At 31.0% G+C, this 23532-nt stretch carries 19 protein-coding genes; all 19 read left to right on the top strand.

Annotated elements, in window-relative coordinates; translation table 11 throughout:
- The first annotated feature begins 16 nt into the window (after positions 1 to 16).
- Positions 17 to 997 (top strand): extracellular solute-binding protein, encoded by a 981-nt coding sequence (locus BN1225_RS04505; protein WP_041138613.1) that lies wholly within the window; start codon positions 17 to 19, stop codon positions 995 to 997.
- 47 nt (positions 998 to 1044) lie between these two features.
- Positions 1045 to 1821, top strand: coding sequence for an ABC transporter ATP-binding protein (locus BN1225_RS04500; protein WP_041138612.1), 777 nt, complete (start codon positions 1045 to 1047; stop codon positions 1819 to 1821).
- Positions 1805 to 4297 (top strand): ABC transporter permease subunit, encoded by a 2493-nt coding sequence (locus BN1225_RS14930; protein ID WP_074434798.1) that lies wholly within the window; start codon positions 1805 to 1807, stop codon positions 4295 to 4297. Before BN1225_RS04500 ends, BN1225_RS14930 begins: the two co-directional genes overlap by 17 nt.
- 242 nt (positions 4298 to 4539) lie before the next feature.
- On the top strand, positions 4540 to 5805 hold the full coding sequence (locus BN1225_RS04490; RefSeq protein ID WP_041138611.1) for a lipopolysaccharide biosynthesis protein: 1266 nt from the start codon (positions 4540 to 4542) through the stop codon (positions 5803 to 5805).
- A 22-nt stretch (positions 5806 to 5827) separates the two neighbouring features.
- Positions 5828 to 6823: a glycosyltransferase family 8 protein gene (locus BN1225_RS04485; protein ID WP_041138610.1), complete on the top strand. Its 996-nt coding sequence runs from the start codon at positions 5828 to 5830 to the stop codon at positions 6821 to 6823.
- Positions 6824 to 7061: 238 nt separating this feature from the next.
- On the top strand, positions 7062 to 8504 hold the full coding sequence (locus BN1225_RS14830) for an ABC transporter permease (RefSeq protein WP_197066533.1): 1443 nt from the start codon (positions 7062 to 7064) through the stop codon (positions 8502 to 8504).
- 12 nt (positions 8505 to 8516) lie between these two features.
- A complete protein-coding gene (locus BN1225_RS15095; protein ID WP_082029276.1) occupies positions 8517 to 10478 on the top strand; it encodes an ATP-binding cassette domain-containing protein in 1962 nt (653 codons plus the stop codon).
- A gap of 12 nt (positions 10479 to 10490) precedes the next feature.
- The gene (locus BN1225_RS04465; RefSeq protein ID WP_041138609.1) at positions 10491 to 12764 is read left to right on the top strand and encodes a glycosyltransferase; all 2274 of its coding nucleotides are present in this window, start codon (positions 10491 to 10493) and stop codon (positions 12762 to 12764) included.
- 57 nt (positions 12765 to 12821) lie between these two features.
- On the top strand, positions 12822 to 14264 hold the full coding sequence (locus tag BN1225_RS14025; protein WP_052466339.1) for a glycosyltransferase: 1443 nt from the start codon (positions 12822 to 12824) through the stop codon (positions 14262 to 14264).
- 93 nt (positions 14265 to 14357) lie between these two features.
- Positions 14358 to 15155, top strand: a complete 798-nt coding sequence (locus tag BN1225_RS04455; protein WP_041138608.1) for a glycosyltransferase family 2 protein — start codon at positions 14358 to 14360, stop codon at positions 15153 to 15155.
- 8 nt (positions 15156 to 15163) lie between these two features.
- On the top strand, positions 15164 to 15853 hold the full coding sequence (locus tag BN1225_RS04450; RefSeq protein ID WP_041138607.1) for a glycosyltransferase family 2 protein: 690 nt from the start codon (positions 15164 to 15166) through the stop codon (positions 15851 to 15853).
- A gap of 13 nt (positions 15854 to 15866) precedes the next feature.
- Positions 15867 to 16217, top strand: coding sequence for a DUF2304 domain-containing protein (locus BN1225_RS04445; RefSeq protein WP_041138606.1), 351 nt, complete (start codon positions 15867 to 15869; stop codon positions 16215 to 16217).
- Positions 16218 to 16258: 41 nt separating this feature from the next.
- Positions 16259 to 17137, top strand: coding sequence for a glucose-1-phosphate thymidylyltransferase RfbA (gene rfbA, locus BN1225_RS04440; protein WP_041138605.1), 879 nt, complete (start codon positions 16259 to 16261; stop codon positions 17135 to 17137).
- A gap of 11 nt (positions 17138 to 17148) precedes the next feature.
- Positions 17149 to 17724: a dTDP-4-dehydrorhamnose 3,5-epimerase gene (gene rfbC / locus BN1225_RS04435; protein ID WP_041138604.1), complete on the top strand. Its 576-nt coding sequence runs from the start codon at positions 17149 to 17151 to the stop codon at positions 17722 to 17724.
- Positions 17725 to 18759 (top strand): dTDP-glucose 4,6-dehydratase, encoded by a 1035-nt coding sequence (gene rfbB, locus BN1225_RS04430; protein ID WP_041138603.1) that lies wholly within the window; start codon positions 17725 to 17727, stop codon positions 18757 to 18759. It begins immediately after the preceding gene.
- Between the two features lie 53 nt (positions 18760 to 18812).
- The gene (gene rfbD / locus BN1225_RS04425) at positions 18813 to 19670 is read left to right on the top strand and encodes a dTDP-4-dehydrorhamnose reductase (protein WP_041138602.1); all 858 of its coding nucleotides are present in this window, start codon (positions 18813 to 18815) and stop codon (positions 19668 to 19670) included.
- Positions 19660 to 21072 carry a DUF2142 domain-containing protein gene (locus BN1225_RS04420; protein WP_041138601.1) on the top strand — a complete coding sequence of 471 codons (1413 nt, stop codon included), beginning with the start codon at positions 19660 to 19662 and terminating at the stop codon, positions 21070 to 21072. Before rfbD ends, BN1225_RS04420 begins: the two co-directional genes overlap by 11 nt.
- Positions 21073 to 21279: 207 nt before the next feature.
- Positions 21280 to 22440, top strand: a complete 1161-nt coding sequence (gene cps2T, locus BN1225_RS04415) for a beta 1-4 rhamnosyltransferase Cps2T (protein ID WP_041138600.1) — start codon at positions 21280 to 21282, stop codon at positions 22438 to 22440.
- A gap of 2 nt (positions 22441 to 22442) precedes the next feature.
- Positions 22443 to 23528, top strand: coding sequence for a glycosyltransferase family 4 protein (locus tag BN1225_RS04410; protein WP_052466337.1), 1086 nt, complete (start codon positions 22443 to 22445; stop codon positions 23526 to 23528).
- Positions 23529 to 23532: the final 4 nt, after the last annotated feature.

Genomic DNA, 23532 nt, shown 5'->3' with positions numbered 1-23532 from the left:
GAACAAGGAGAGACTTATGAAAAAAGGATTAAAATTAATTTTAAGTTTAATTGTGGCATTTAGTATTGTTGGATGCTCTAGCAATGATAAAGGGAAACCAACAATTGTGCTTTATTCATCAGCAGAAGATTTTAGAAATGAACATTATCAAAAAAGATTAAATGAGCAATTTCCGGATTATAATATTTCGGTGCAATATGTATCTACTGGAAATACTGCGGCAAAAATAAAAAGCAGTGGGAAGTCAATCGAAGCAGATATCATTATTGAGTTGGAACATACGTATTCACAGCAGTTAGAAGAAAATTTTCATACATTAGATGATTCTTTATATACTGAGGTCATGGATGAATTTATTCCTCAAAGTAAAAAATATGTGCCTACTATTCGCTATAGCGGTGCTATTATTATCAATGAAGAAGTTTTAAAGGCAAAAGGATTGGATGTGCCTACGTCATATCAGGATTTATTAGATCCAAAATATAAAGGACTAATTTCAATGCCAAATCCAAAGGCTTCTGGTACGGGATATATGTTTTTGAAGAATTTAGTGAACGTGATGGGGGAAGAAGAGGCATTTGCTTATTTTGACCAGTTATCAAATAACATTCTGCAATATACATCATCTGGGTCGGGACCAGTAAATGCGTTGGTTCAAAAAGAAGCGGCAATTGGATTGGGAATGACATTCCAGGCGGTTGAAGAAATAAATAAAGGGGCTGATTTAACTATTACTACTTTTAGTGAGGGTGCTCCTTGGACTACCAATGATACCGCTATTATTGAAGGACGTCAGGATAAAGAAGGCGTTAAAGAAGTTTTTGAATTCTTTGTCAAGACATTGATTAGAGAGAATGCAGAATTATATATGCCAGAGCCGGTTTTAAAAGATCAGACTTCATCTATTGAAAATTATCCAACGAATATTCAATATGGAGATATGTCTACGAACACGGTTGAAGTAAGAGAAAATTTATTAGCCAAATGGAAATATTAAAAGGTGGTTAAAGCCACCTTTTTGTTAGATTAGAATGGAGGAAGAAAATGGGACATTTTATGGAAGTCAGTCATCTTCATAAAATTTATGGAGATAAAGTTGTTTTAAATAAAGTAGATTTTACATTGGAAGAGGGAGAATTCTTATCCGTTTTAGGTCCCTCAGGCTGTGGAAAAACAACTTTACTTAAATTACTAATTGGAATTGAACAGCAGACATCAGGAACGATTAAGTTAAATGGAGAAGATATTTCTAAATTAGATTCATCTAAGCGTCATATGGGAATTGTTTTTCAAAATTACGCTTTATTTCCTAATATGACTGTACTTCAGAATGTAGAGTATGCGTTAAAATTTCAGGATCAATATAAAAAAGAAGCAAAAAAGATTGCTTTGCAAGTTTTAGAACAAGTTGGGTTAAAAGAACATATTAATAAAAGAATTGATCAGTTATCTGGAGGACAGCAGCAGCGAATTGCGATAGCCCGCACATTAGCGTTGAAACCAGCGGTTATTTTATTTGATGAACCGCTTTCCGCTTTAGATGCAGCCAATCGTTTAACAATGAGAAAAGAAATTAAGCAAATTCAAAAGCAGTATAATTCGACGATTATATATATTACTCATGATCAGGAGGAAGCTTTTACAATGTCAGATCGCATCATGGTAATGAGTGAGGGTCATATTGAACAAATTGATACTCCAATTAATATTTATAATCATCCGCAGAATGATTTTGTTAAAGAGTTTGTTGTCGATCATTTACAAACGAAATTAAATGATTTAAAGAAATGTATGGTGAGCATAGATGAAAACGAAATCTAGAGGACATCAACTAATAAAGATTTTGCTGCTGGCTTTCTTTATTGTTTCGATCATTCTTCCGTTATTTAGTATTTTTATCAAAGTAGCTGAAACCAATATTGTTGATATTTTTAAATCTCCGCAATTTTTAACAGTCATTAAGAACTCTTTGATTTCGACAACTTTAGCAGCCTTCATTTCCGTTGCTTTAGCGGGAATGGCAGCTTGGTTTTTGTTGCGTTCCAATTTAAAGTTTAAAAAAATTTTGCTCATCCTTTTTACTATGCCGATGTTGATTCCATCAATTTCTCATGGGACAGGACTTGTCGTATTATTAGGTGCAAACGGAGTATTAACCAATTTGTTTAATTTAAACTTTAATATTTATGGGTTAACAGGAATTGTTTTAGGTTCTTTGCTTTATTCTTTTCCTGTGGCATTATTAATGTTTTATGATGTGTTTAAATATGAAGACTGTTCAGTTTACACTTCGGCAAATGTATTGGGGATTCCTAAGTATAGTCAATTTTTAAAAATTACTTTGCCATATTTAAGAAAACCTTTAATTTCTATTTTCTTTGCAGTCTTTACGTTGATCTTTACAGATTATGGGGTTCCATTGATGGTGGGCGGTAAATTTATGACCCTGCCATTATATATGTATAATGAAGTCATTGGCTTATTGGATTTTGGGAAAGGGGCAGTTATCGGCTTAGTTTTAATTGTTCCGGCTTTTGTTGCTTTTATTCTGGATTTATTGAATAAGGATAATGCTGCGATGTCTTTTGTCAATGCCGAATATATTATCGCTAAAAATAAAGTGCGCGATGTTATTGCATCGATCTACTCATTTATTCTTTCACTGGGTTTGATGCTTCCCATATTGACGTTTGCCTTTTTGATGTTTATTAAAAAATATCCAATTATGATTGAATTTTCAATGACACACATTACTCGAGCAATGGATATGGGATTAAATAAGTACTTAGTTAATTCGATCATTATTGCGATTTTTACAGCTTTAGTAGGGACAACGATTGCCTATATTACTGCATATTATACATCAAGAGTTGGTGGCAAGCAGATGCGCTTCTATCATTTAATATCGATGGTGACTTTAGCGATTCCGGGGATTGTTTTAGGGCTTTCTTATGTGTTGTTTTTTAAAGGAAGCTTTATTTATGGAACATTGGCAATTTTGATTTTAGTAAATATTATCCATTTTTTCTCATCCCCATATTTAATGGCTTATAATGCACTGGGTAAGTTGAATCCGAATTATGAAAATGTCGCCAAAACATTAGGTATCAAAAACATTCATTTGATTAAAGATGTATTTGTGCCGCAAACACTGTCAACAATCTTAGAAATGTTTACTTACTTCTTTGTTAATGCAATGGTGACTATTTCTGCAGTATCATTTTTGAGCAGTCTATCAAATCAGCCATTAGCGATGATGATTCCTAATCTGGAAAGTATGATGTTAATTGAATCTATTTCTTTTGTTTCCATTGTTATTTTAGTGGTTAACTTATTAATGAAAATGTTAATTTACGTTATAAAAGTAGGTTTAGCACATTTAAAAAGAAAAGGGGATGTATATGAGATGAATTTGAACAGAAAAGAATTTGATATCTTAACCCTGTTAGATAAAGAAAAAGATGGGAACTTTACACAAAGGAAATTGGCGGAAAAATGTAATGTTTCAGTAGGAACGATTAATGCGGCATTGGGAACATTGAATGAAAAAGGCTATTTGGATGATCAAAATCATATTACGGATAAGGGGTATGAGGCATTAGAACCGTATCGGGTTAAGAGAGTGGTCATTATAGCTGCGGGATTTGGTTCAAGATTAGTGCCACTCACAATTAATACACCTAAACCTTTAGTCAGAGTAAATGGAGTAAGAATTATTGATACTATTTTAGATGCTGTAACTGCTGTTGGAATAGAGGAAATTGTTATAGTGCGTGGTTATTTAAAAGAACAATTTGATCAGCTGTTGTATAAATATCCGCAGATCAAATTTATTGATAATCCTTACTATAATGAGGCAAATAATATTTCTTCTGCAATGTGTGCCAGACATTTGCTGCAAAATGCCTATGTATTAGAAGCGGATCTGGTGGTGTATAATCCGGATTTAATTACAAAGTATCAATATACAAGTAATTATTTAGGTGTTAAAACTGATTTGACAGATGATTGGTGTTTCCAAACTAAAAATAATATTATCACCAAGTTGTTAGTGGGTGGAAGAAATGTTTATCATATGTATGGGATTTCGTATTGGAATGAACAAGATGGTGAAAAATTAGCTGAAGATATTAAAAACACATATGAGTTACCTGGTGGAAAAGAGCGCTATTGGGATCAGGTGGCTTTAGAATATTGCAAGGATCATTATAAAATTGAAGTGAGAGAATGCAGTTTTGATGATATCATTGAGATTGATTCTTATGCGGATTTAAAAAAGATTGATCCGCATTATTAATGAAATTATTATATAGAATTAAGTCCTGTTATTTTTGTGGGCTTAATTCTTATTTTTTTAAGTAGCAATGCAATGTTATGAACATTTATGCAATTGACTATTACTTTAAAAATCTTTATAATGTACTAGAATATTATGATAAAAAATTTAAATAATAGTTCTTTTTTATATACAAAGATTTTGATAAAAAGGAACTATTATATCTTTTTACTGTAATGTCATGCAGAATAGGAGCTAATTAAATGATGATTAAACGTTGGATTATTGGAAGTAATGAAAATGTTGATAAAAAATCTGTTTTTTGGAATATGATTGCTAGTACTCTTAATGCTGGGTTGTCAGTTTTATTTTTACTTATTGTAACTCGAATATTAGGGGTAGTGGAGGCTGGTATTTTCTCCCTTGCATATTCGGTTTCTATGATGATGCTTACTATTGGACTGTTTGATATGCGTACTTATCAGGCCACCGACGTGAGTGAAGGTTCAAATTTTAAATATTATTTTACTTCAAGGGTAATCACTTGCATTTTAATGTTAATTGGCAGTGTTTTTTATGTGATGGTTAAAGGATATACAACATATAAAATTATCATTGTACTTTTATTGTGCTTGTTAAAGATGTTTGACGCATTTGAAGATGTTTTTCAGGGTTTGTTCCAACAAAATGAACGTTTAGATATTGCTGGAAGACTTCAAGCTTTGCGATTAGCAGCAGTTATTTTTGTTTTTTTTATAACTTTAATAATATTTAAAAATCTAGTCTTTTCAATAACATTGAGTATTATTACATCACTTGTGATTATTCTTTTCTTATTATTACCTGTGGCTAGTAATTTTGCTAAAATAGAATTATGTTGGGATAAAAATCAATTGCTTAAAATATTTATGGCTTGTTTCCCATTGTTTTTAGGTTCTTATTTAGCTCTTTACACTGAAAATTCACCAAAATATGCAATTGATCAGTTCTTACAGCCAGAATTTCAAACTTATTTTAATATATTGTTTATGCCTTCTTATGTTATTAGTCTTTTTAGTAGTTTTGCATTTCGTCCTTTGATTACTCCAATGGCAAAAAGTTGGACGGATCATTATTTTAATAAGTTTATGGGATATATTAAAAAATTAGTTCTATATGCAGTCGGGTTTACTACTATAACATTAATTGGGACATACTTTTTAGGAATTCCTGTTTTATCTATTTTATACAACACTGATTTATCTGCCTATAAGAATATTTTAATACTTCTTATTATAGGTGGAGGGGTTAACACATTAGGGACGTGTATATATTATGCTATTACAATTATGAGAAAACAAAAAATATTATTGATTGGATACGGAATTTCAGCACTGTGTGCATATTTGATTACTCCAATTATAGTCTCAAGATATAATTTACTTGGTGGTGCAATTATATTTGTAATATTAATTTTTATTAGAACAACATGCTTTTTGTTTTCGTTTTTATTTTATTATAAGAAAGAAAAAAGAAGACTACTCAATTAGTTTTTATTATAAGGAGAAAAATATGAATATATTATATACGTTTAATGATAAATTCGTTCCGCAAGTTGGAGCAAGCATTTGTTCAGTGTGTGAAAATAATAAAGAAATAGATGAAATTCATTTTTATCTTCTAACATATCAACTTGAAACTAAAAGTAAACAGTTCCTGGCTGAGTTTATTTCTAATTATAGTAGAAGAGTGACTTTTATTTCTTTAGCTGATTTAAACTCTTATTTTACTTTTGAGTTTGATACGTTAGGATGGAATCCAGTAATATTAGCACGACTATTAATTGCAAGTTTATTGCCAGAAGAAGTGAATCGTATTCTATATTTAGATGGAGATACTATTATAAGGGGGAATTTGGCTGGTTTATGGAATACCTCAATGGGTTCATGTGTTATAGGTGCATGTGTAGAGCCTACTGTAGATATTAAAAGAAAAATTCAATTAGGATTGGAGAATGCACCGTATTTTAATTCTGGAGTTTTATTGATAAATCTCAACCAATGGAGAAAAACTAACGCTGGGGAAAGAATAATTAACTTTTATAAAGCAGGGCAAGGACGATTGTTTGCACCAGATCAAGATGCTATTAACGGTGCATTAAAAAATGAAATTTTTATATTATCTCCTAAATATAATTTTAGTAATACTTTTTTATATTATCCATATCGCACAATTAAACGCATGATGGGGAAAAACATATATATTTCCGAGGCATGTTATCAAGAGTCTAAGTGTGATCCCTGTATTATTCATTACTTAGGAGAAGAACGCCCTTGGAGAAAAGGGAATAGTCATAAATATAAAAATGATTTTATTTATTATTTAAATTTGACTCCATGGAAGCATACTGCAATGGAAGATGGTTGGCAACTATATTTTATTTGTTGGAGAATTTTTAATTTTTGTATGACTCCATTTCCAATGATTCGTTATAAAGTAATTAATTCACTAATTCCAGCTTTTATGAGATACCGTTCAAATCAATTAAGTAAAAATAATGAAAAATAATAAAGTTATTAAAAGTTTATTTTGAATGTATTTCTGTATTTTAGAGATTTTTATTCAATGAATAATTAATTGGCTAGCCATCATAACATGAAGTGAATTGGGAATAATGATGATAAGTATTGGTTATTTGTAATTATGGACGCTAAATAAAAAACATTGAAATTATGATATCTAAGTGATAGAATCTATCTGATATAATCGAGGTTTATTATTTATGGTTAGAAGAAAGGAAGTTAGCATGAAAGAAAATCAAAATAGATTAAGAAAGCATTGTTTATTGGTCTTAGTGGTATATATATTATTTATAGTAAGTTTTTTTAGTACTAGCCAAAAACAACTAAAATATGATCAAGGACCAATTATAAATACGGGGATAAAAAACGAATCATATCTTGAAGAGTTAGAGAATGGACAGAGTGTGATACAAGAGAGTGCTATTGGTGGTAAATACATTGACTATTTTGAGATTACTTTTGGTACTTTCGATAGAACGGATTTAGTTGGTAAGATAAATATCAAGTTAGTACAGAGTGAATTAGCAAAACCTATATTTGAATCAACTATTGAAATGAATGAAATAAAAAATGCTACACCTATGCGCTTTTTAGTGGAACAGGTACTTGATGAAACAAATGGAAGTGTAAGATTAGAGATAACTGCTTTAGAAACGCAACCAGGCAAAAGTGTTACAATTTTAACACAAAAGTCAAATGTGAATGAAGGAGATCAACTTTTTGTCAATAATCAAATTTTAAGTAATACAGGAATATGCGCGAATGTTTCTTATTTAAATAATGCTTCTTATTACCCCATATTGTTGCCTCTAGGTATTACAAGTGTTTTAATATTAGCATTATATTTATATCGTTTACAATTGGCAAATGCGACTGGGAAAAAATGTATGGGATTAGGCTTTGTACAAAAAATGTATAGATATCAATTTTTATTGGAACAATTAGTACAAAGAGATTTTAAGACAAAATACAAACGATCAGTTTTGGGTGTATTATGGAGCGTATTAAATCCATTATTGACTATGGCTGTCCAATATGCTGTTTTTTCACAATTGTTTAGGTACCAAATTGCTAATTATCCTGTTTATTTATTAACTGGGACAGTCATTTTCAATTGTTTTACAGATGCAACAAATCAAGGAATTTATTCTATTATAAATAATGCTTCATTAATTACAAAAGTATATGTTCCTAAAAATATTTATCCAATTTCAAAAGTTCTATCCTCTTTTGTAAACTTGTTATTCTCATTTATTCCATTACTTTTACTAGCCTGGTTTACGGGATTGCTACCAAGTGCATCATATTTAATGATTCCATATGGTATTTTATGTTTGATTGTGGGGGCAATTGGATTAGCTTACATATTATCAGCCTTAATGGTATTTTTTAGAGATGTTCAATTTTTATGGAGTTTATTTACATTAATGTGGATGTATGCAACACCAATCTTTTATCCTATTGACATTTTGCCTAATTTCATGAGAATTTTAATGAAGTTTAATCCAATGTATTATTTTGTTGAATTTTTTAGAACAATATTAATTGAACGGATTACTCCTGAACCGTTATCTTTTGTTGTTATGGCTGTTTCAGCAGTTGTATTTCTAATAATAGGTAATGCTGTTTTTAAGAAACTAGAAAACAAATTTGCTTTATATATTTAAGGAGGATGAATTATGACATTAAAGAAAATGGAAAATGTAACAGAATCGCGAAATGAAATTACTTCATCTTCAATGAAATTAAAGGATGTTTTATTCATCAATGGTTGTACATTGCCACAAACAACTAGATATCGCATTGAAAATCAACGTGAACAGTTAGCATATGAAAATATAACTTCGGAAGCCGTGTTTTTTGATAAATTAAGTTTAGATTTAGTAAAAGGTTTTAAAATGTTTATTTTTTATCGTTGTCCGTATACTGAGTCTGTTAGTGGTTTTATTAAGATAGCACAAAAAATGAATAAAGCTGTGCTTTATGATATTGATGAATTAGTTATTGATGGTGAGTATACAAAATCAATTAAGTATCTAGATACAATGAGTGAAGAAGAAAGAAATCTTTATGATGATGGCGTAGTTAGAAATATGCAGACTTTAAAACTTTGTGATGGTGCTATTACTGTAACTGAAACTTTAGCAAAAGAATTGAAAAAGGTAGTTAACGAAGTATATGTTAACCGTAATGTTGCATCAGATAGATTAGTTAAACTTTCTAAATTAGAGAATTATTATCAAGATGGATTGATTAAAAGTGATCCCCAATATTTGGCAGATGAACAAAAAGTGATATTGGAAAAGGTAAAAAAAGAAATTTCTGAACGTGAAGGTAAAATACGTTTGGGTTATTTTAGTGGAAGTATTACGCATAATGATGATATCTTAATGATTACGCCGACCCTTATTAGATTAATGGATGAATATGATAATTTAGAGATGTTTTTTGTTGGAGAAATAACGGTTCCTAAAGCTTTTGATCAATTTAATGGACGAGTAAAGATATATGGATTTACGGATTGGGAGCAACTACCTAGCATGATTTCATCTGTTGATATAAACCTTGCTCCACTAGAAGATACAACTTATAATCAGGCAAAATCTGAGGTAAGATGGATAGAATCATCATTAGTTAAAGTTCCAATGATTGCAAGTAATGTAGGGGCTTATAAAAGAATGATTGAGGACCATGAAACAGGTATTTTATGTAATAATACAGAGGATTGGTATGGAGCTATCAAAGAATTAATTGACAATGAGACTTTGAGACAAAAAATTTCTGAAAATGCGTGTTTGGTAGTTTCACAAAAATGCGTTACCTATTCAAATTCAAGGAGTTTTTGTAAATATATCAAAGAAACATATTTGAATAAAACATTGAAAAATGAAATTGAGACGATTGAAGAGTTGAATGCACAAAAAATAATAGATGTGCGTAATGTTGGAATTCGGTTTACAATGTCTAGTGATAAAATTTTAAGTTTAAAAGAATGGGTTACAGCTTTACTTTCCAATAAAGTAAAAATGAATGAGTATTGGGCATTAAAAGATGTATCTTTTTCAGTTGCTAAGGGGGATGTTTTAGGAATAGTCGGACGTAATGGTGCTGGAAAGAGCACTTTGCTTAAAATTATTTCTGGAATTGTAGGTTCTACAAAGGGATCAGTGACAGTAAATGGGAATATTGTTCCAATGCTAGAATTAGGATCAGGATTTGATTTTGATTTAACTGGAAGAGAGAATGTATATCTAAATGGAGCAATTTTAGGATATTCCAAGAGCTTTTTGAAAGAGAAGTTTGATGATATTCATGAATTTTCTGAACTGGGTGAGTTTATTGATATGCCTATTCGTAATTATTCTTCTGGGATGCTGATGCGATTGGCTTTTTCCATTGCAACAGTAGTTGAGCCGGAAATTCTTATTGTTGATGAAATTTTGGCAGTTGGCGATGAGAATTTTCAAAGAAAGAGCAAAAAACGAATGCTTGAATTAATGAGTGGGGGAACGACGGTTTTATTTGTTTCGCACAGTATGGATCAAATTCGGGAAATGTGTAATAAAGTAGTTTGGATTGAAAAAGGTGTTGTTAAAATGTTTGGCGATACTGAAACGGTCTGTGATGCTTATTCTATTTAGGAGGGAACTCAAGTGATTTTAAGAATAAAAAAATTATTTGGAAAGGTAAAATATTCTTTAGCCAAAGATGGGATAGCGAAAACCGGTAAACGTATTGCAAAATTTTTAAAAAGAAAAATTATTGGTGGAATTAATGATGAATTTCCTAGCCCTGAAGTAAGTTATATGGATGTTTTATTTATTAATGGTTGTACTTTACCCCATCCAACTCGTTATCGTGTAACACATCAAATAGAGCAATTAAAAGCTGGTAATATTTTGTCTAATGAAATCTTTTATGAGGATTTAACCTTAGAATTAGTAAAAAATTATCGTACATTTATTTTTTATCGTTGTCCTTATACTGAAGTTATAGGAGAATTTATAAAAAAAGCAAAAAAGCTGAATAAATCAGTATTGTTTGATATTGATGATTTGGTAATTGATACTAAATATACAGATTTAATTAAATACGTAAAAACAATGTCTCCACAAGATCTGGCTTTATATAATGAAGGTGTTGAAAGAATGCGTAAAACGCTTTTGTTATGTGATGGTGCAATCACAACAACTGAACGTTTAGCTGAAGAACTAAAGCATTATGTACCAAAAGTATATATTAATAGAAATACAGCCTCATCGAAAATGATTCAATTATCGCAACTTGAGAATTATTATAAAGAAGAATTCATAAATTGCAAAGTAGAAACATTGAGTAATACTCAAAAAAGGATTTTAACTAAAGTTAAAAAAGAATTGTCTGAGCGTGAAGGCAAAATACGTTTGGGTTATTTTAGTGGAAGTATCACACATAATGATGACATTTTGATGATTTTACCGGTGGTAGAAAGAATATTGAAAGAATATCCTTATGTTGAATTGCATATTGTTGGCGAATTAGATATTCCAGTTTCTCTAATGGAATTTAAAGATCGAATAAAAGCTCGGGGATTTGTGGATTGGCAACAACTTCCACATTTAATAAGTTCGGTTGATATAAATCTTGCTCCATTGGAAAGTACAATTTTTAATGAGGCTAAATCTGAAAATAAGTGGATTGAAGCAAGCTTAGTAAAAGTCCCTACTGTAGCTAGTAACTTAGGAGCTTTTAAAAAGATGATGAAAAATGAAGTAACAGGGTATCTGTGCGATAATAATGATGAGTGGTATACAAATTTAATAAAATTAATAGAAGATAAAAAGTTGCGCCGAAAAATTGGTAAAGCGGCATATGAAGAAGTATTAGAAAATTGTACAACAATATATAATGGTTATAAGTTTGCTAAATATATAATTGATAATCGTCGTCCTAACTTAATGTTTGTTATGCCATCTGTACAAATTAGTGGCGGAGTACTGGTTATTTTAAAACATGCTGCCATTTTGCAGTCTGCGGGGATTGATGTTACGTTGATAACGCAGGGACAAGAGACGGGATATGTAGATAAAGATGGAGCAATACTACCAGTTCTTTCTGATAAAAATAATCTTTACTATGGAACCTTCGATAAGGGAGTGGCTACTCTTTGGTCGACATTAACATTTGTGACACAATATGAGCATATTAAAGAAAAATTCTATTTTGTTCAAAACTTTGAAACTGATTTTTATGAGTGGGGACATATTTTTAAAGTGCAAGCAAATCAAACATATAATCCTTCTGTGGATGTCAAATTTATTACAATTTCCGCATGGTGTAAGGATTGGTTAGAAAAAAAATATGGGCGTCGAGCTGATTACGCCCCTAATGGTTTGGATCTTACATTATTTAAGCCACATAAAAGAAAACTTGATGGAAAAATTAAGATTCTAATTGAGGGTAACAGTGAAGATTATTATAAAAATGTTGATGAAAGTTTTAAAATTGTAGATTTGTTGGATAAAGATAAATATGAAATTTGGTATTTATCTTACCAGGGGACTCCAAAAAAAGGATACTATGTAGATCGGTTTATGCATAAGGTACCTTATGAAGAAGTATCTAAGATTTATGGTGAATGCGATATCTTATTGAAAACAAGTATTTTAGAAAGCTTTTCTTATCCTCCGTTAGAAATGATGGGGACTGGCGGGTATGTTGTTGTTGCACCTAATGGTGGAAATATTGAATATCTTGTAGATAGAGAAAATTGTTTGTTTTATTCACATGATGACTTATCAACTGCTGTTAACGCTATCGAAGAGATAAGAAATGATTTAAGTCTGCAAGAGAAATTGTATGCTGGTGGAGTAAAAACAGCAAAAGAGCGTGATTGGAATAATATTGAGGATACAGTATTATCTTTGTATAATATTAGTAGACAATAAAGTAATCTAGTATATACTTGAAGTATATACTAGATTATTTTTAATTAGGAGAAAATTATGGTAAAAAAAATAATTAAATTATATTGGTTTCAATATCATCAATTTAGAAGAAGACTTGCACAATATCAATATAATAAAAAATTACATAATAGCATTATAAATACAAAGAGTGTATCTGGAATTTTTCAATTTGATATTATTGTGCCTTTGTACAATACTCCTGAAAATTATTTCATTGAAATGGTAGAATCTGTATTAAATCAATCCTATCAAAATTGGAGGTTAATACTTGTTGATGCTAGTACAAATAATCTTTTAGAGAGTATAATTATGAACAGATATAAGGGTGAAAATCGAATTAAATATTATAAGTTGAAAAAAAACCTAGGTATTGCTGAAAATACAAATGTAGCATTCGCAAAAGTAACTGGTGATTATTGTATGTTATTGGATCATGACGATTTTTTAGCAGTTGATGCTTTAGAATCGGTATATAAAGTGCTTGATGGCGAATCATCAATTGATTTAGTTTATACTAACGAAGATAAGTACGATGATCAAAGAGATTTTTATTTTGATCCTTATTATAAGGGCTCACCAGATATATATAAGCTAAGAAATAATAATTATATTTGTCATTTGTTAATTATAAGTAAGGATTTATTAAAACAAGTTGTCGGTGAAAGAAGTCAATATGATGGAGCACAAGATCATGATTTTATATTAAGATGCTTTGAAAAAGCTAAGAAAATAAAACATGTTCCAATAATTTTATATCATTGGAGAGTCCACGATGAATCTACTTCTGCTCACCCAGAAAGTAAACACTATGCTTATGAAGCAGGAGAAAGAGCAATTATTGATCATCTTGCTCGTAGTAAAATAAAAGCTGAAGTCATTCAAAGCGATTATCCTGGATTTTATCATGTATTTTATCAGAATACAACAACACGAGATGTTGCCATTTTATTTTATTGTTCAACTGATACCTATAAAATTAATTTAATATTTTATAACTTAAATATTGGTAATGAAAAGATATTTTTAATAGATAGTAATGGTAAAATAATAAATTATAAGACTCATAAAATTGTAAATTTCTCTGAAATAAAATTTGAATACTTGATTATTATTAACGAACATTATTCTATATTAAATGATTCTTGTATAAAGAATCTGATTGGGATTTGTAAACAAGATAAAATAGCAGCGATAAGTGGTAAAGTTGTTAGTAGGTTTGGGGTAGTTCAAACTTTTGGAGCAATAAAAAAACACCACTATTTAGAAATATTACCTTTTGGTCAAAATATAATTACCCAAGAAACACAATATATAAATTTAAATTTATGTTGTTTAAAAGTAGATAGTATTAAAGATCATGAATTTTTAACAAATGCGATTATTAAAAATTTTGGAGTAGTAAAAAAGGGTGATTTAATTAAAAATCCGCGATTGTTAGCTTTATATGAACCGTCATGCATTGCATATTTTAAATCATGAAATCAAGTTTTAAAGAAAACTTGTGTAATATTAGAAAGAATGGTAAAATATACAGGTATTTTATATAGAAGTCAATAATTAGGAGGCATTATAGTGGAGCAGAAAAAACATACATTTGCTATTTGTGCATATAAAGAAAGTGAGTATTTAGAGGATTGTATACGTTCGTTAGAGGATCAAAAACAAGATACTCAAATAATTATTGTAACTTCTACACCTAATGATTATATTTCTGCTTTGGCAAATAAGTATGAACTACCATTGTTCATAAATACAGGCAAAAGAGGAATTACTGAGGATTGGAATTTTGCATATAAAATGGCTAACACTAATTATGTAACTATAGCACATCAAGATGATTTATATTATCAAGATTATGCTTTTGAGGCTATTCGGTACTTAGATAAGCATAGTAATACATTAATTTATTTTACTGATTATGCCGAAATCCGAAATAATGCAACCATTTATGATAATAGACTTTTGCGGATAAAAAGAATAATGCTGTCACCATTGAAAATAAAAAAATTTGGAAATAGTATTTTTATTCGTCGGAGGATTTTATCGTTGGGATGTCCTATCTGTTGTCCTTCTGTTACTTTTGTCAAATCAAATTTGCCGGAGATGGTTTTTACTTCCGGGTTCAGATCAGACGAAGATTGGGAAGCATGGGAGAAATTATCAAAACTTAAAGGACGTTTTGGCTATAATTCAAAAGTTCTCATGGGGCATCGTATTCACGATGGCTCAGAAACGAGTGCTATTATAAATGATAATGTTCGCAATAAAGAAGATTTACAAATGTTTAATAAATTTTGGCCTTTACCAATTGCTAAATTTTTAACTAAAATATATGCTAATAGTGAAAAATCCAATGAGTTAAATGAGTAGGTGAGAAAATGAAAAAATTAATTATAATACCTGCATATAATGAGAGTGAAAGTATTGTTGAAACAGTACAAGATATTATAAATAATGCGAAAGATTTTGATTATATTATAATAAATGACTGTTCGACAGATAATACGAAGGAATTGTGTGAACAAAATAATTTTAATGTTATTAACTTGCCTATTAACTTAGGAATTGGTGGAGCAGTTCAAACAGGTTACAAGTATGCTAAAGAAAATGATTATGATTTAGCAGTTCAAGTAGATGGAGATGGTCAGCATGATCCGGCATTTCTATGTGAAATGTCCGAGTATTTAATAACCCATGATTTAGATATGGTGATTGGGTCACGGTTCATTAAAAAAGAAGGATTTCAATCTTCACTTATGCGGCGAGTAGGAATTAAATATTTTACTTGGATCATACGTTTGTTGACTGGAGAAGTGGTAACAGATCCCACATCTGGATTAAGAATTATTAATAAAGAGATTATAAATATATTTTGTAAAGAATATCCGAGAGACTATCCTGAGCCAGAAAGTATCGTTGTTTTATTAAAGCTACATAAAAAAATTGGTGAAGTTCCTGTCATTATGCGAGAACGTGCAGGAGGAATATCATCAATTTCCGCAGTTAAATCTGTTTATTACATGATAAAAGTATCACTTGCTATTTTTATTGAAGCCATAAGAAAATAATCGGAGGAAACCTATGGATATAAAGTTACAAATTATTATTGCTGTCATTATTTTTTTGGTTCTTATTTTCATTATTAATATGATTCGCAAAGGCCAGCTAGTTTTGAAGTATGCGTTGACATGGATACTTGTTGGTGTTGGAATATTAATTTTAGATTTATTTCCTAATCTAATTTCGGGGATTGCTAGTTTAATGGGAGTTGGGCAACCAATTAATATATTATTTTTCTTTGGTTTTTGTTTTGCCTTATTGTTGATATTTGTTTTGACGGTAACTGTATCTAAGATGTCTATTCAAATTAAAGATTTGGCGCAACAAATTGCATTAAACAATCAATCAAATGAAAAGACGAAGAACAGTTAGGGTTCATATATTTTAATTTTATAGAAGAGGAGAATTATGTTATGAAAGGTATTGTTTTAGCGGGTGGAAGTGGGACTCGTTTATATCCCCTTACAAGAGTAACAAGTAAACAATTACTGCCAATCTATGATAAACCCATGATTTATTATCCGTTGTCAGTATTGATGAATGCAGGTATTAAAGATATTTTAATTATTTCTACGCCTGATGATACACCAAGATTTGAATCGTTGTTAGGTGATGGAAGCCAATTCGGAATTAATTTGCAATACAAAATACAACCCTCTCCTGATGGGTTGGCACAGGCTTTTATCTTAGGCGAAGAGTTTATTGGCAATGACAGTGTTGCTATGATTTTAGGTGATAATATTTTTTATGGCCATGGTTTAACAAAACGTTTGAAGCAAGTAGCATCTAGAGAAAGTGGTGCAACAGTATTTGGGTATTATGTAGATGATCCAGAACGTTTTGGTGTGGTAGAATTTGATAACGATGGTAAAGCAGTGTCTATTGAAGAAAAACCAGAACAGCCCAAATCTAATTATGCAGTAACAGGACTTTATTTCTACGATAATCATGTTGTGGAATATGCCAAATCGATTCAGCCATCTCCTAGAGGTGAATTAGAGATTACAGATCTAAATAAAATTTATTTAGAAAAGGGTCAGTTGGATGTTATGCTTTTAGGTCAAGGATTTACTTGGTTGGATACAGGAACCCATGAGTCTTTAGTGGAAGCAACAAATTTTGTGAAAACAGTGGAAACACATCAAAATAGAAAAATCGCTTGTTTAGAAGAAATTGCATATACAAATGGTTGGATGAGCAAAGCAAAACTAGCAGAAGCATATGAAATGTTTAAGAAAAATCAATATGGAAAATATTTAAAAGATATTCTTGATGGGAAATTTATCGACTAAGAGGTGGAATGATGAACGTTATTGAAACAAAAATACCAGGTGTATTAATCGTTGAAACGGATGTTTTCGGAGATCACAGAGGTTACTTTGCGGAAACTTATTCAAAACTTAAATATGTAGAAATGGGTATCTGTGTTGATTTCGTACAAGATAATATGTCATTTAGTGCTCAAAAGGGAACGTTGCGTGGATTGCATTGGCAAAATCCTCCTTATGCACAATCTAAATTAGTGAGTTGCACGAAAGGAAAAGTGATCGATGTAGCGGTAGATATCCGTAAAGGAAGTCCAACTTACGGACAATGGGTATCCGTTGAATTAAGTGCCGAAAATCATAGACAGTTCTTTATTCCCCAAGGCTTTGCTCATGGGTTCTTGACCTTAACAGATGATGTGGAATTTAGATATAAAGTGGATAATGTGTATAATAAAGAATCCGAAGGTGGAATGCGTTATGATGATCCTACCGTTAATGTGGATTGGGGAACGCTGTTAAATGGTATTGAACCTGTCTTAAGTGAGAAAGATATGATAGGACCGACTTTAGAAGAGTCGGATAATCAATTTATATATGAAGGAGATAAATAAATGAAGATTTTAGTAACAGGTGGAGCAGGTTTTATCGGAGGAAACTTTGTTCATTATATGGTGGAAAAGTATCCTGAAGATATGATTGTGAACTTAGATTTATTGACTTATGCTGGAAATTTAGAGACATGTAAACCGGTAGAAGGAAAACCAAATTATAAATTTGTTAGAGGTGATATTGCCGATAGAGAATTTATTTTTAAATTATTTGAAGAAGAAAAATTTGATGTTGTAGTTAATTTTGCGGCTGAGTCACATGTGGATAGAAGTATTGAAAATCCGGAAATTTTTGTAAAAACTAATATTCAGGGAACAACAACTTTACTAGATGCTTGTAATAAATATGGAATTAAACGCTATCATCAAGTGTCAACAGATGAAGTTTATGGAGATTTACCACTAGATCGTCCTGACTTATTTTTTACAGAAACAACACCACTGCATACCTCTAGTCCATATAGTTCCTCTAAAGCAAGTGCAGATTTATTTGTATTAGCATACTATAGAACTTATGGATTACCAGTAACAATCAGCAGATGTTCAAATAATTATGGACCTTATCATTTCCCAGAAAAATTAATTCCATTGATGATTTCAAGAGCATTGGCAGATGAATCATTACCTGTTTATGGGAATGGAGCAAATGTCAGAGATTGGCTGCATGTGTATGATCATTGTGTTGCTATTGACTTAATTGTCAGAAAAGGAAAAGTTGGAGAAGTATATAATGTCGGCGGACATAACGAAAGAACCAATTTAGAAGTTGTTAAAACCATTTTGAAAGCGTTGGATAAACCTGAATCATTAATAACTTATGTGGAAGACAGAAAAGGGCATGATATGCGTTATGCCATCGATCCTCATAAATTAGAAACAGAATTGGGATGGAAACCTAAATATAATTTTGATACAGGAATTCAACAGACGATTGAATGGTATTTAAACAACAAAGAGTGGTGGCAAAATATTCTTTCAGGAGAATACCAAAACTATTTTGAAAAAATGTATGTGGAAAAAGGTAGAGTAAAGAGTTAATCAATAATTTAACCCATTTGGAAAAATGGGTTTTCTTTGAAAGGAGATTTATAATGAGAATACTCGTAACTGGTGTTAAAGGACAACTTGGTCACGACATTGTAGAAGAATGTAAAAAAAGAGATATTGAAGCCATTGGGGTAGATGTTGAAGAAATGGATATTATCAATGCTGCAAAGGTCGAAAGTGTTATAAAGGAAAGTAATGTAGATGTTGTAGTCCATTGTGCTGCATGGACAGCAGTTGATAAGGCAGAAGATGAAGTAGAATTATGTACAAAAGTAAATGTGGAGGGTACTCGTAATATCGCCAAAGTATGTAAAGAATTAGATGTTAAAATGATGTATTTTTCTACAGATTATGTTTTTGACGGACAAGGTGACCATGAATGGAAAGAATATGATGAAAGACATCCACTTAATGTTTATGGACAAACAAAATGTGATGGAGAAATTGTCGTGCAAGAGTTACTAAAAAAATATTTTATTGTAAGAATTGCATGGGTATTTGGGATAAACGGAAATAACTTTATTAAAACAATGCTTCGTTTAGGAAAAGAACGTGGTACTGTAAGTGTTGTTAATGATCAAATTGGCTCACCAACCTATACATATGACTTAGCACGGTTAGCAGTAGACATGATTCAAACAGAAAAATATGGTATCTATCATGCAACAAATGAAGGTTTATGTAGCTGGTATGAATTTGCCTGTGAAATTTTCAAGCAAGCCGGACTTGATGTAAAAGTATTACCGGTGGATTCAAATGCATTTCCGGCTAAGGCGAAAAGACCAAGCAATAGCCGTATGGCTAAAACAGAGTTGGATAAAAATGGTTTTAATCGACTCCCGACTTGGCAGGATGCATTAAAAAGATACTTAATCAGTATAGGTGAGTACCATGAAAAATAGAAGTGTTAGTAAACAATTTATTTTTTTAGCTTTAATTTTTGGCTTTATTATGATGATAGTAATACCACCATTTCAATCTCCTGATGAAGATAGCCATTTTAAAAAGGCTTATGTTATTTCAAGAGGTGATTTTTATCCTAGCATTAATGAAGAAAAGGTGGGTTACTTTTTACCAGACAAGATGCTTTCATACATTAACGAAAAATTAAATTATATTGGCGATCTAGATAAAAAAGAAAGTTATAAAGATGTGCTATATGGAGAAAGGGATACATCAGGCTTTCAAAATTACACTTTTCAGTCTTTCTCAACTGACAGTGTCATTCCTTTAGGACATTTAGCACCAGCTATAGGTATATTTACTGGAAAAGTATTAGGGTATATTTTTGGATTAGAACATTTTAGCACTGTTTATATGCTTTATTTTGCCCGTTTAGGCTGTTTAATTTTTTATATTGCGATGGTTTGGCTTGCAATACGTATTACACCTGTATTTAAAAAATCTTTTATGCTCATTGGGCTTTTACCAATGAGTCTTGCCCTTGCTGCGACAGTATCCTATGATGGACTACTTATATCGTTAGCACTTTTAGCAGTGGCATTAACGTTGCGCTTATTCTTGAATGAAGAAGAAAGTTTAAATTGGAAATATTTAGCTGTTTTTTCCATTATAGGAGTTATCTTTTTGAATATAAAAATGGTATACAGTTTTGTCATGGTACCATTAGTTTGTTTGCCTTTAAAGAAATCTTTTGATTGGAAGAAAAGTTTTAAATTTATTGCAGCATTAGGTTTTATTATTTTGGCTGGTACATTTCTTATAAAATTTCCAGTGCCATCAATTAATGTTGCTAGTGGTGAAACAAGTTTAACATCTCAACAGGTCAACTATATATTAAATCATCCAGGGAATATGATAAATGTTTTATACAATGAAATGTTTGTTAATCGTTTCTTTTATCTTTCTGGCATGGTTGGCATTTTCGGATTATTGGATACATATCTACCGGTATTTATTTATATAGGTGTCTTAATATTTATCATTATTCTAATTTTCTTGGATGCTAATAGCTATGATGGAAAATTAAATATCTGGTTTAAAAGTATTAATATTCTTTCTTTTTGTGTTGGAGTAATCGGTATTTTTATTGCATTTTATATTTTATGGACACCAATGATGCCGGGTTATGGTATTGGGGCTGATTCTATATCAGGTGTTCAAGGTCGATACTTTATACCATTATTAGTATTATTGCCTATAATGTTTCAGAGTCACCGTATATCAAATAATCCGTATATCAAGAAGTATAAAACAGTTTGTTTAGATAATTGTTATTTGTTACCAATTATTGCTTTATCTGTTTCAGTAATGACAATATGCTTCAGATATTGGGCAATTTAAATATTGAGTAAAACTGCTTTTGCAGTTTTTTATTTTCCTTGATATATGAATAGAGGATAAAATGCATAAAATTACATATTTAAAAATTAAAATTATGCAATGAGTTATAAAATAAATTAATATAGAAACCACTAGATTTTTGATTTAAATTAATGCATATATACCATAAAAATGATATAATATTTAAAAATGTTGAAGGAGATTATCATGAAACATGTTTTTATAATTGGGTGCAAAGGATTGCCTGCTCGTTATGGTGGGTTTGAAACGTTTACAGATTGTTTAGTGTCAAAAAAGCAGTCTGAACAGATAAAATACCATGTCGCCTGCATGGGAGATGACAATGAAGAATTTGATTACCATGGGGCACGTTGTTTTAAAGTCAAGATGCCATCATTAGGACCGGCAAAAGTGATTTATTATGACAAAGAGGCGATTCATCGAACTCTGCAATATATTCAGCAAAATCAAATCAACGATGCAGTCGTCTATATGTTGGGATGTACTGCTGGTCCGTTTCTCCATAAGGCATACTGCCAATTTAGAAAATTAGGTGTTCAATTCTATATTAATCCGGATGGTCATGAGTGGAAACGAGATAAATGGATTTGGCCCATTAAGAAATATTTAAAATATTCAGAACGTGTATTAGTCAAACATTGTGATCGTGTTATCAGTGACTCCGTTGGAATCGAAAATTATGTATTAAAAGAATATGCCACCTATCATCCTAAATCAACATTTATTGCCTATGGTGCTGACTTACAAGAAGACAGTTATGCAATGGATCATTTAGATACTCTTTATGAATGGTATAAACAACATGATATTGTGAATCACCAGTATTATTTGATTGTTGGCAGGTTCGTACCGGAAAATAATTATGAAATGATGATCAGTGAGTTTATGAAAAGCCATACTCATAAAAAACTTGTCATTATAACGAATGTTGAACACAATAAATTTTATGAACAACTTAAAAAGAAGACACATTTCGATCAAGATTCCAGAATAGACTTTGTCGGAACAGTTTATGATTCTAAACTCTTATATTTAATAAGAAAAAATGCATTTGCTTATCTTCATGGTCATGAAGTAGGAGGGACTAACCCTTCTTTGCTGGAATCCTTGGCAACTACAGATTTGAATTTATTATTAGACGTTGATTTTAATAATAGTGTTGGGCTAGACAGTGCCAAATATTTTAATAAACAGCCTGGGAACCTATCTTCATTAATTGATCAGGTCGAGGTGATAGAATCTGATAAAATTGAAGCATTAGGAAAAAAAGCAAAGCAAAGAATTCGGGAAGTTTATAATTGGCCTCTTATTATTCGACAGTATGAAGATTTATTTAAAGGAGAGTAAGGATGGCAAGAATATTAGTACTCACCAACATGTATCCATCTAAAAAATATCCTCACTATGGTGTATTTGTTTTAAATACGGTCGAATTATTAAAGCAAGATGGACATCAAGTAAACGTCATTAGTAAACCTAAAAATGACTCAAAAATTATGCGATTGATTGATTATATCCTCTTTTATATGCACGGTATATTCAGCTGTGTGTTTGGGCATTACGATTATGTATATGGACATTATATTTCTCATATCTCATATCTTGTCAAGATCATTCATTATTTGAGACCTAAGATAAAAATTGTATTGAATGCCCATGGAAATGATGTTGTCATTGAAGAAGAATGGATGTATAAAAATGAACAGCGTTCAGCAATGATATTGCCTTTAGCGGACAAGATTGTTGTTCCTTCGGAGTATTTTAAAAAGGTGATGGCTGAGCAATACCATATTAAAGAAGATAAAATCGTCCTCTACCCTTCTGGCGGAATTAATTTATCGATCATTCATAAAAAAAATCCCGTGGAAGCAAAAAAAGCATTACATCTTGATAGCAATACTCACTATTTAGGCTATGTGAGTCGTATTGAAGCTCACAAAGGTTGGGAAATTTTCGTGAAAATGGCTCAATTCTTAAAAGAGCAGGGAGATCCAAGAAAGTTTGTGATGGTGGGCACTGGAGATCAAGAAAAAGAATTAACAAAGATCATCACAGCTTGTCATTTAGAAGAAGATATTATACGTATCCCCTTTATATCTCAAGCGGAACTGGCAAATGTTTATAGTGCATTAGATTACTTCATTTTTCCGACATATCGCAAAAGTGAAAGCTTAGGGCTAGTTGGACTGGAAGCCATGGCTTGTGAAACGATTGTCCTTGCGGCAAATAATTATGGACCTACCAGCTATATTAAGGATGGACAAAATGGATATTTCTTTGAGTCACAAAATGTGTTAGACTTAGTATGTAAGATAAAAATGATGGATGCACTGAGCGATATAGAAAAACAAAAGATTCAGCAGGCGGCTCTTGGGACAGTGAAAGCTTATGAAACTAATGCTACAGCACCAATCATTAGACAAATATTTAAATAATAAG

Origin of the sequence: Beduini massiliensis (assembly GCF_000829905.1) — a bacterium.
GTDB lineage: Bacteria > Bacillota_I > Bacilli_A > Erysipelotrichales > Coprobacillaceae > Beduini > Beduini massiliensis.
This window is presented reverse-complemented; position numbering and strand designations above follow the sequence as displayed.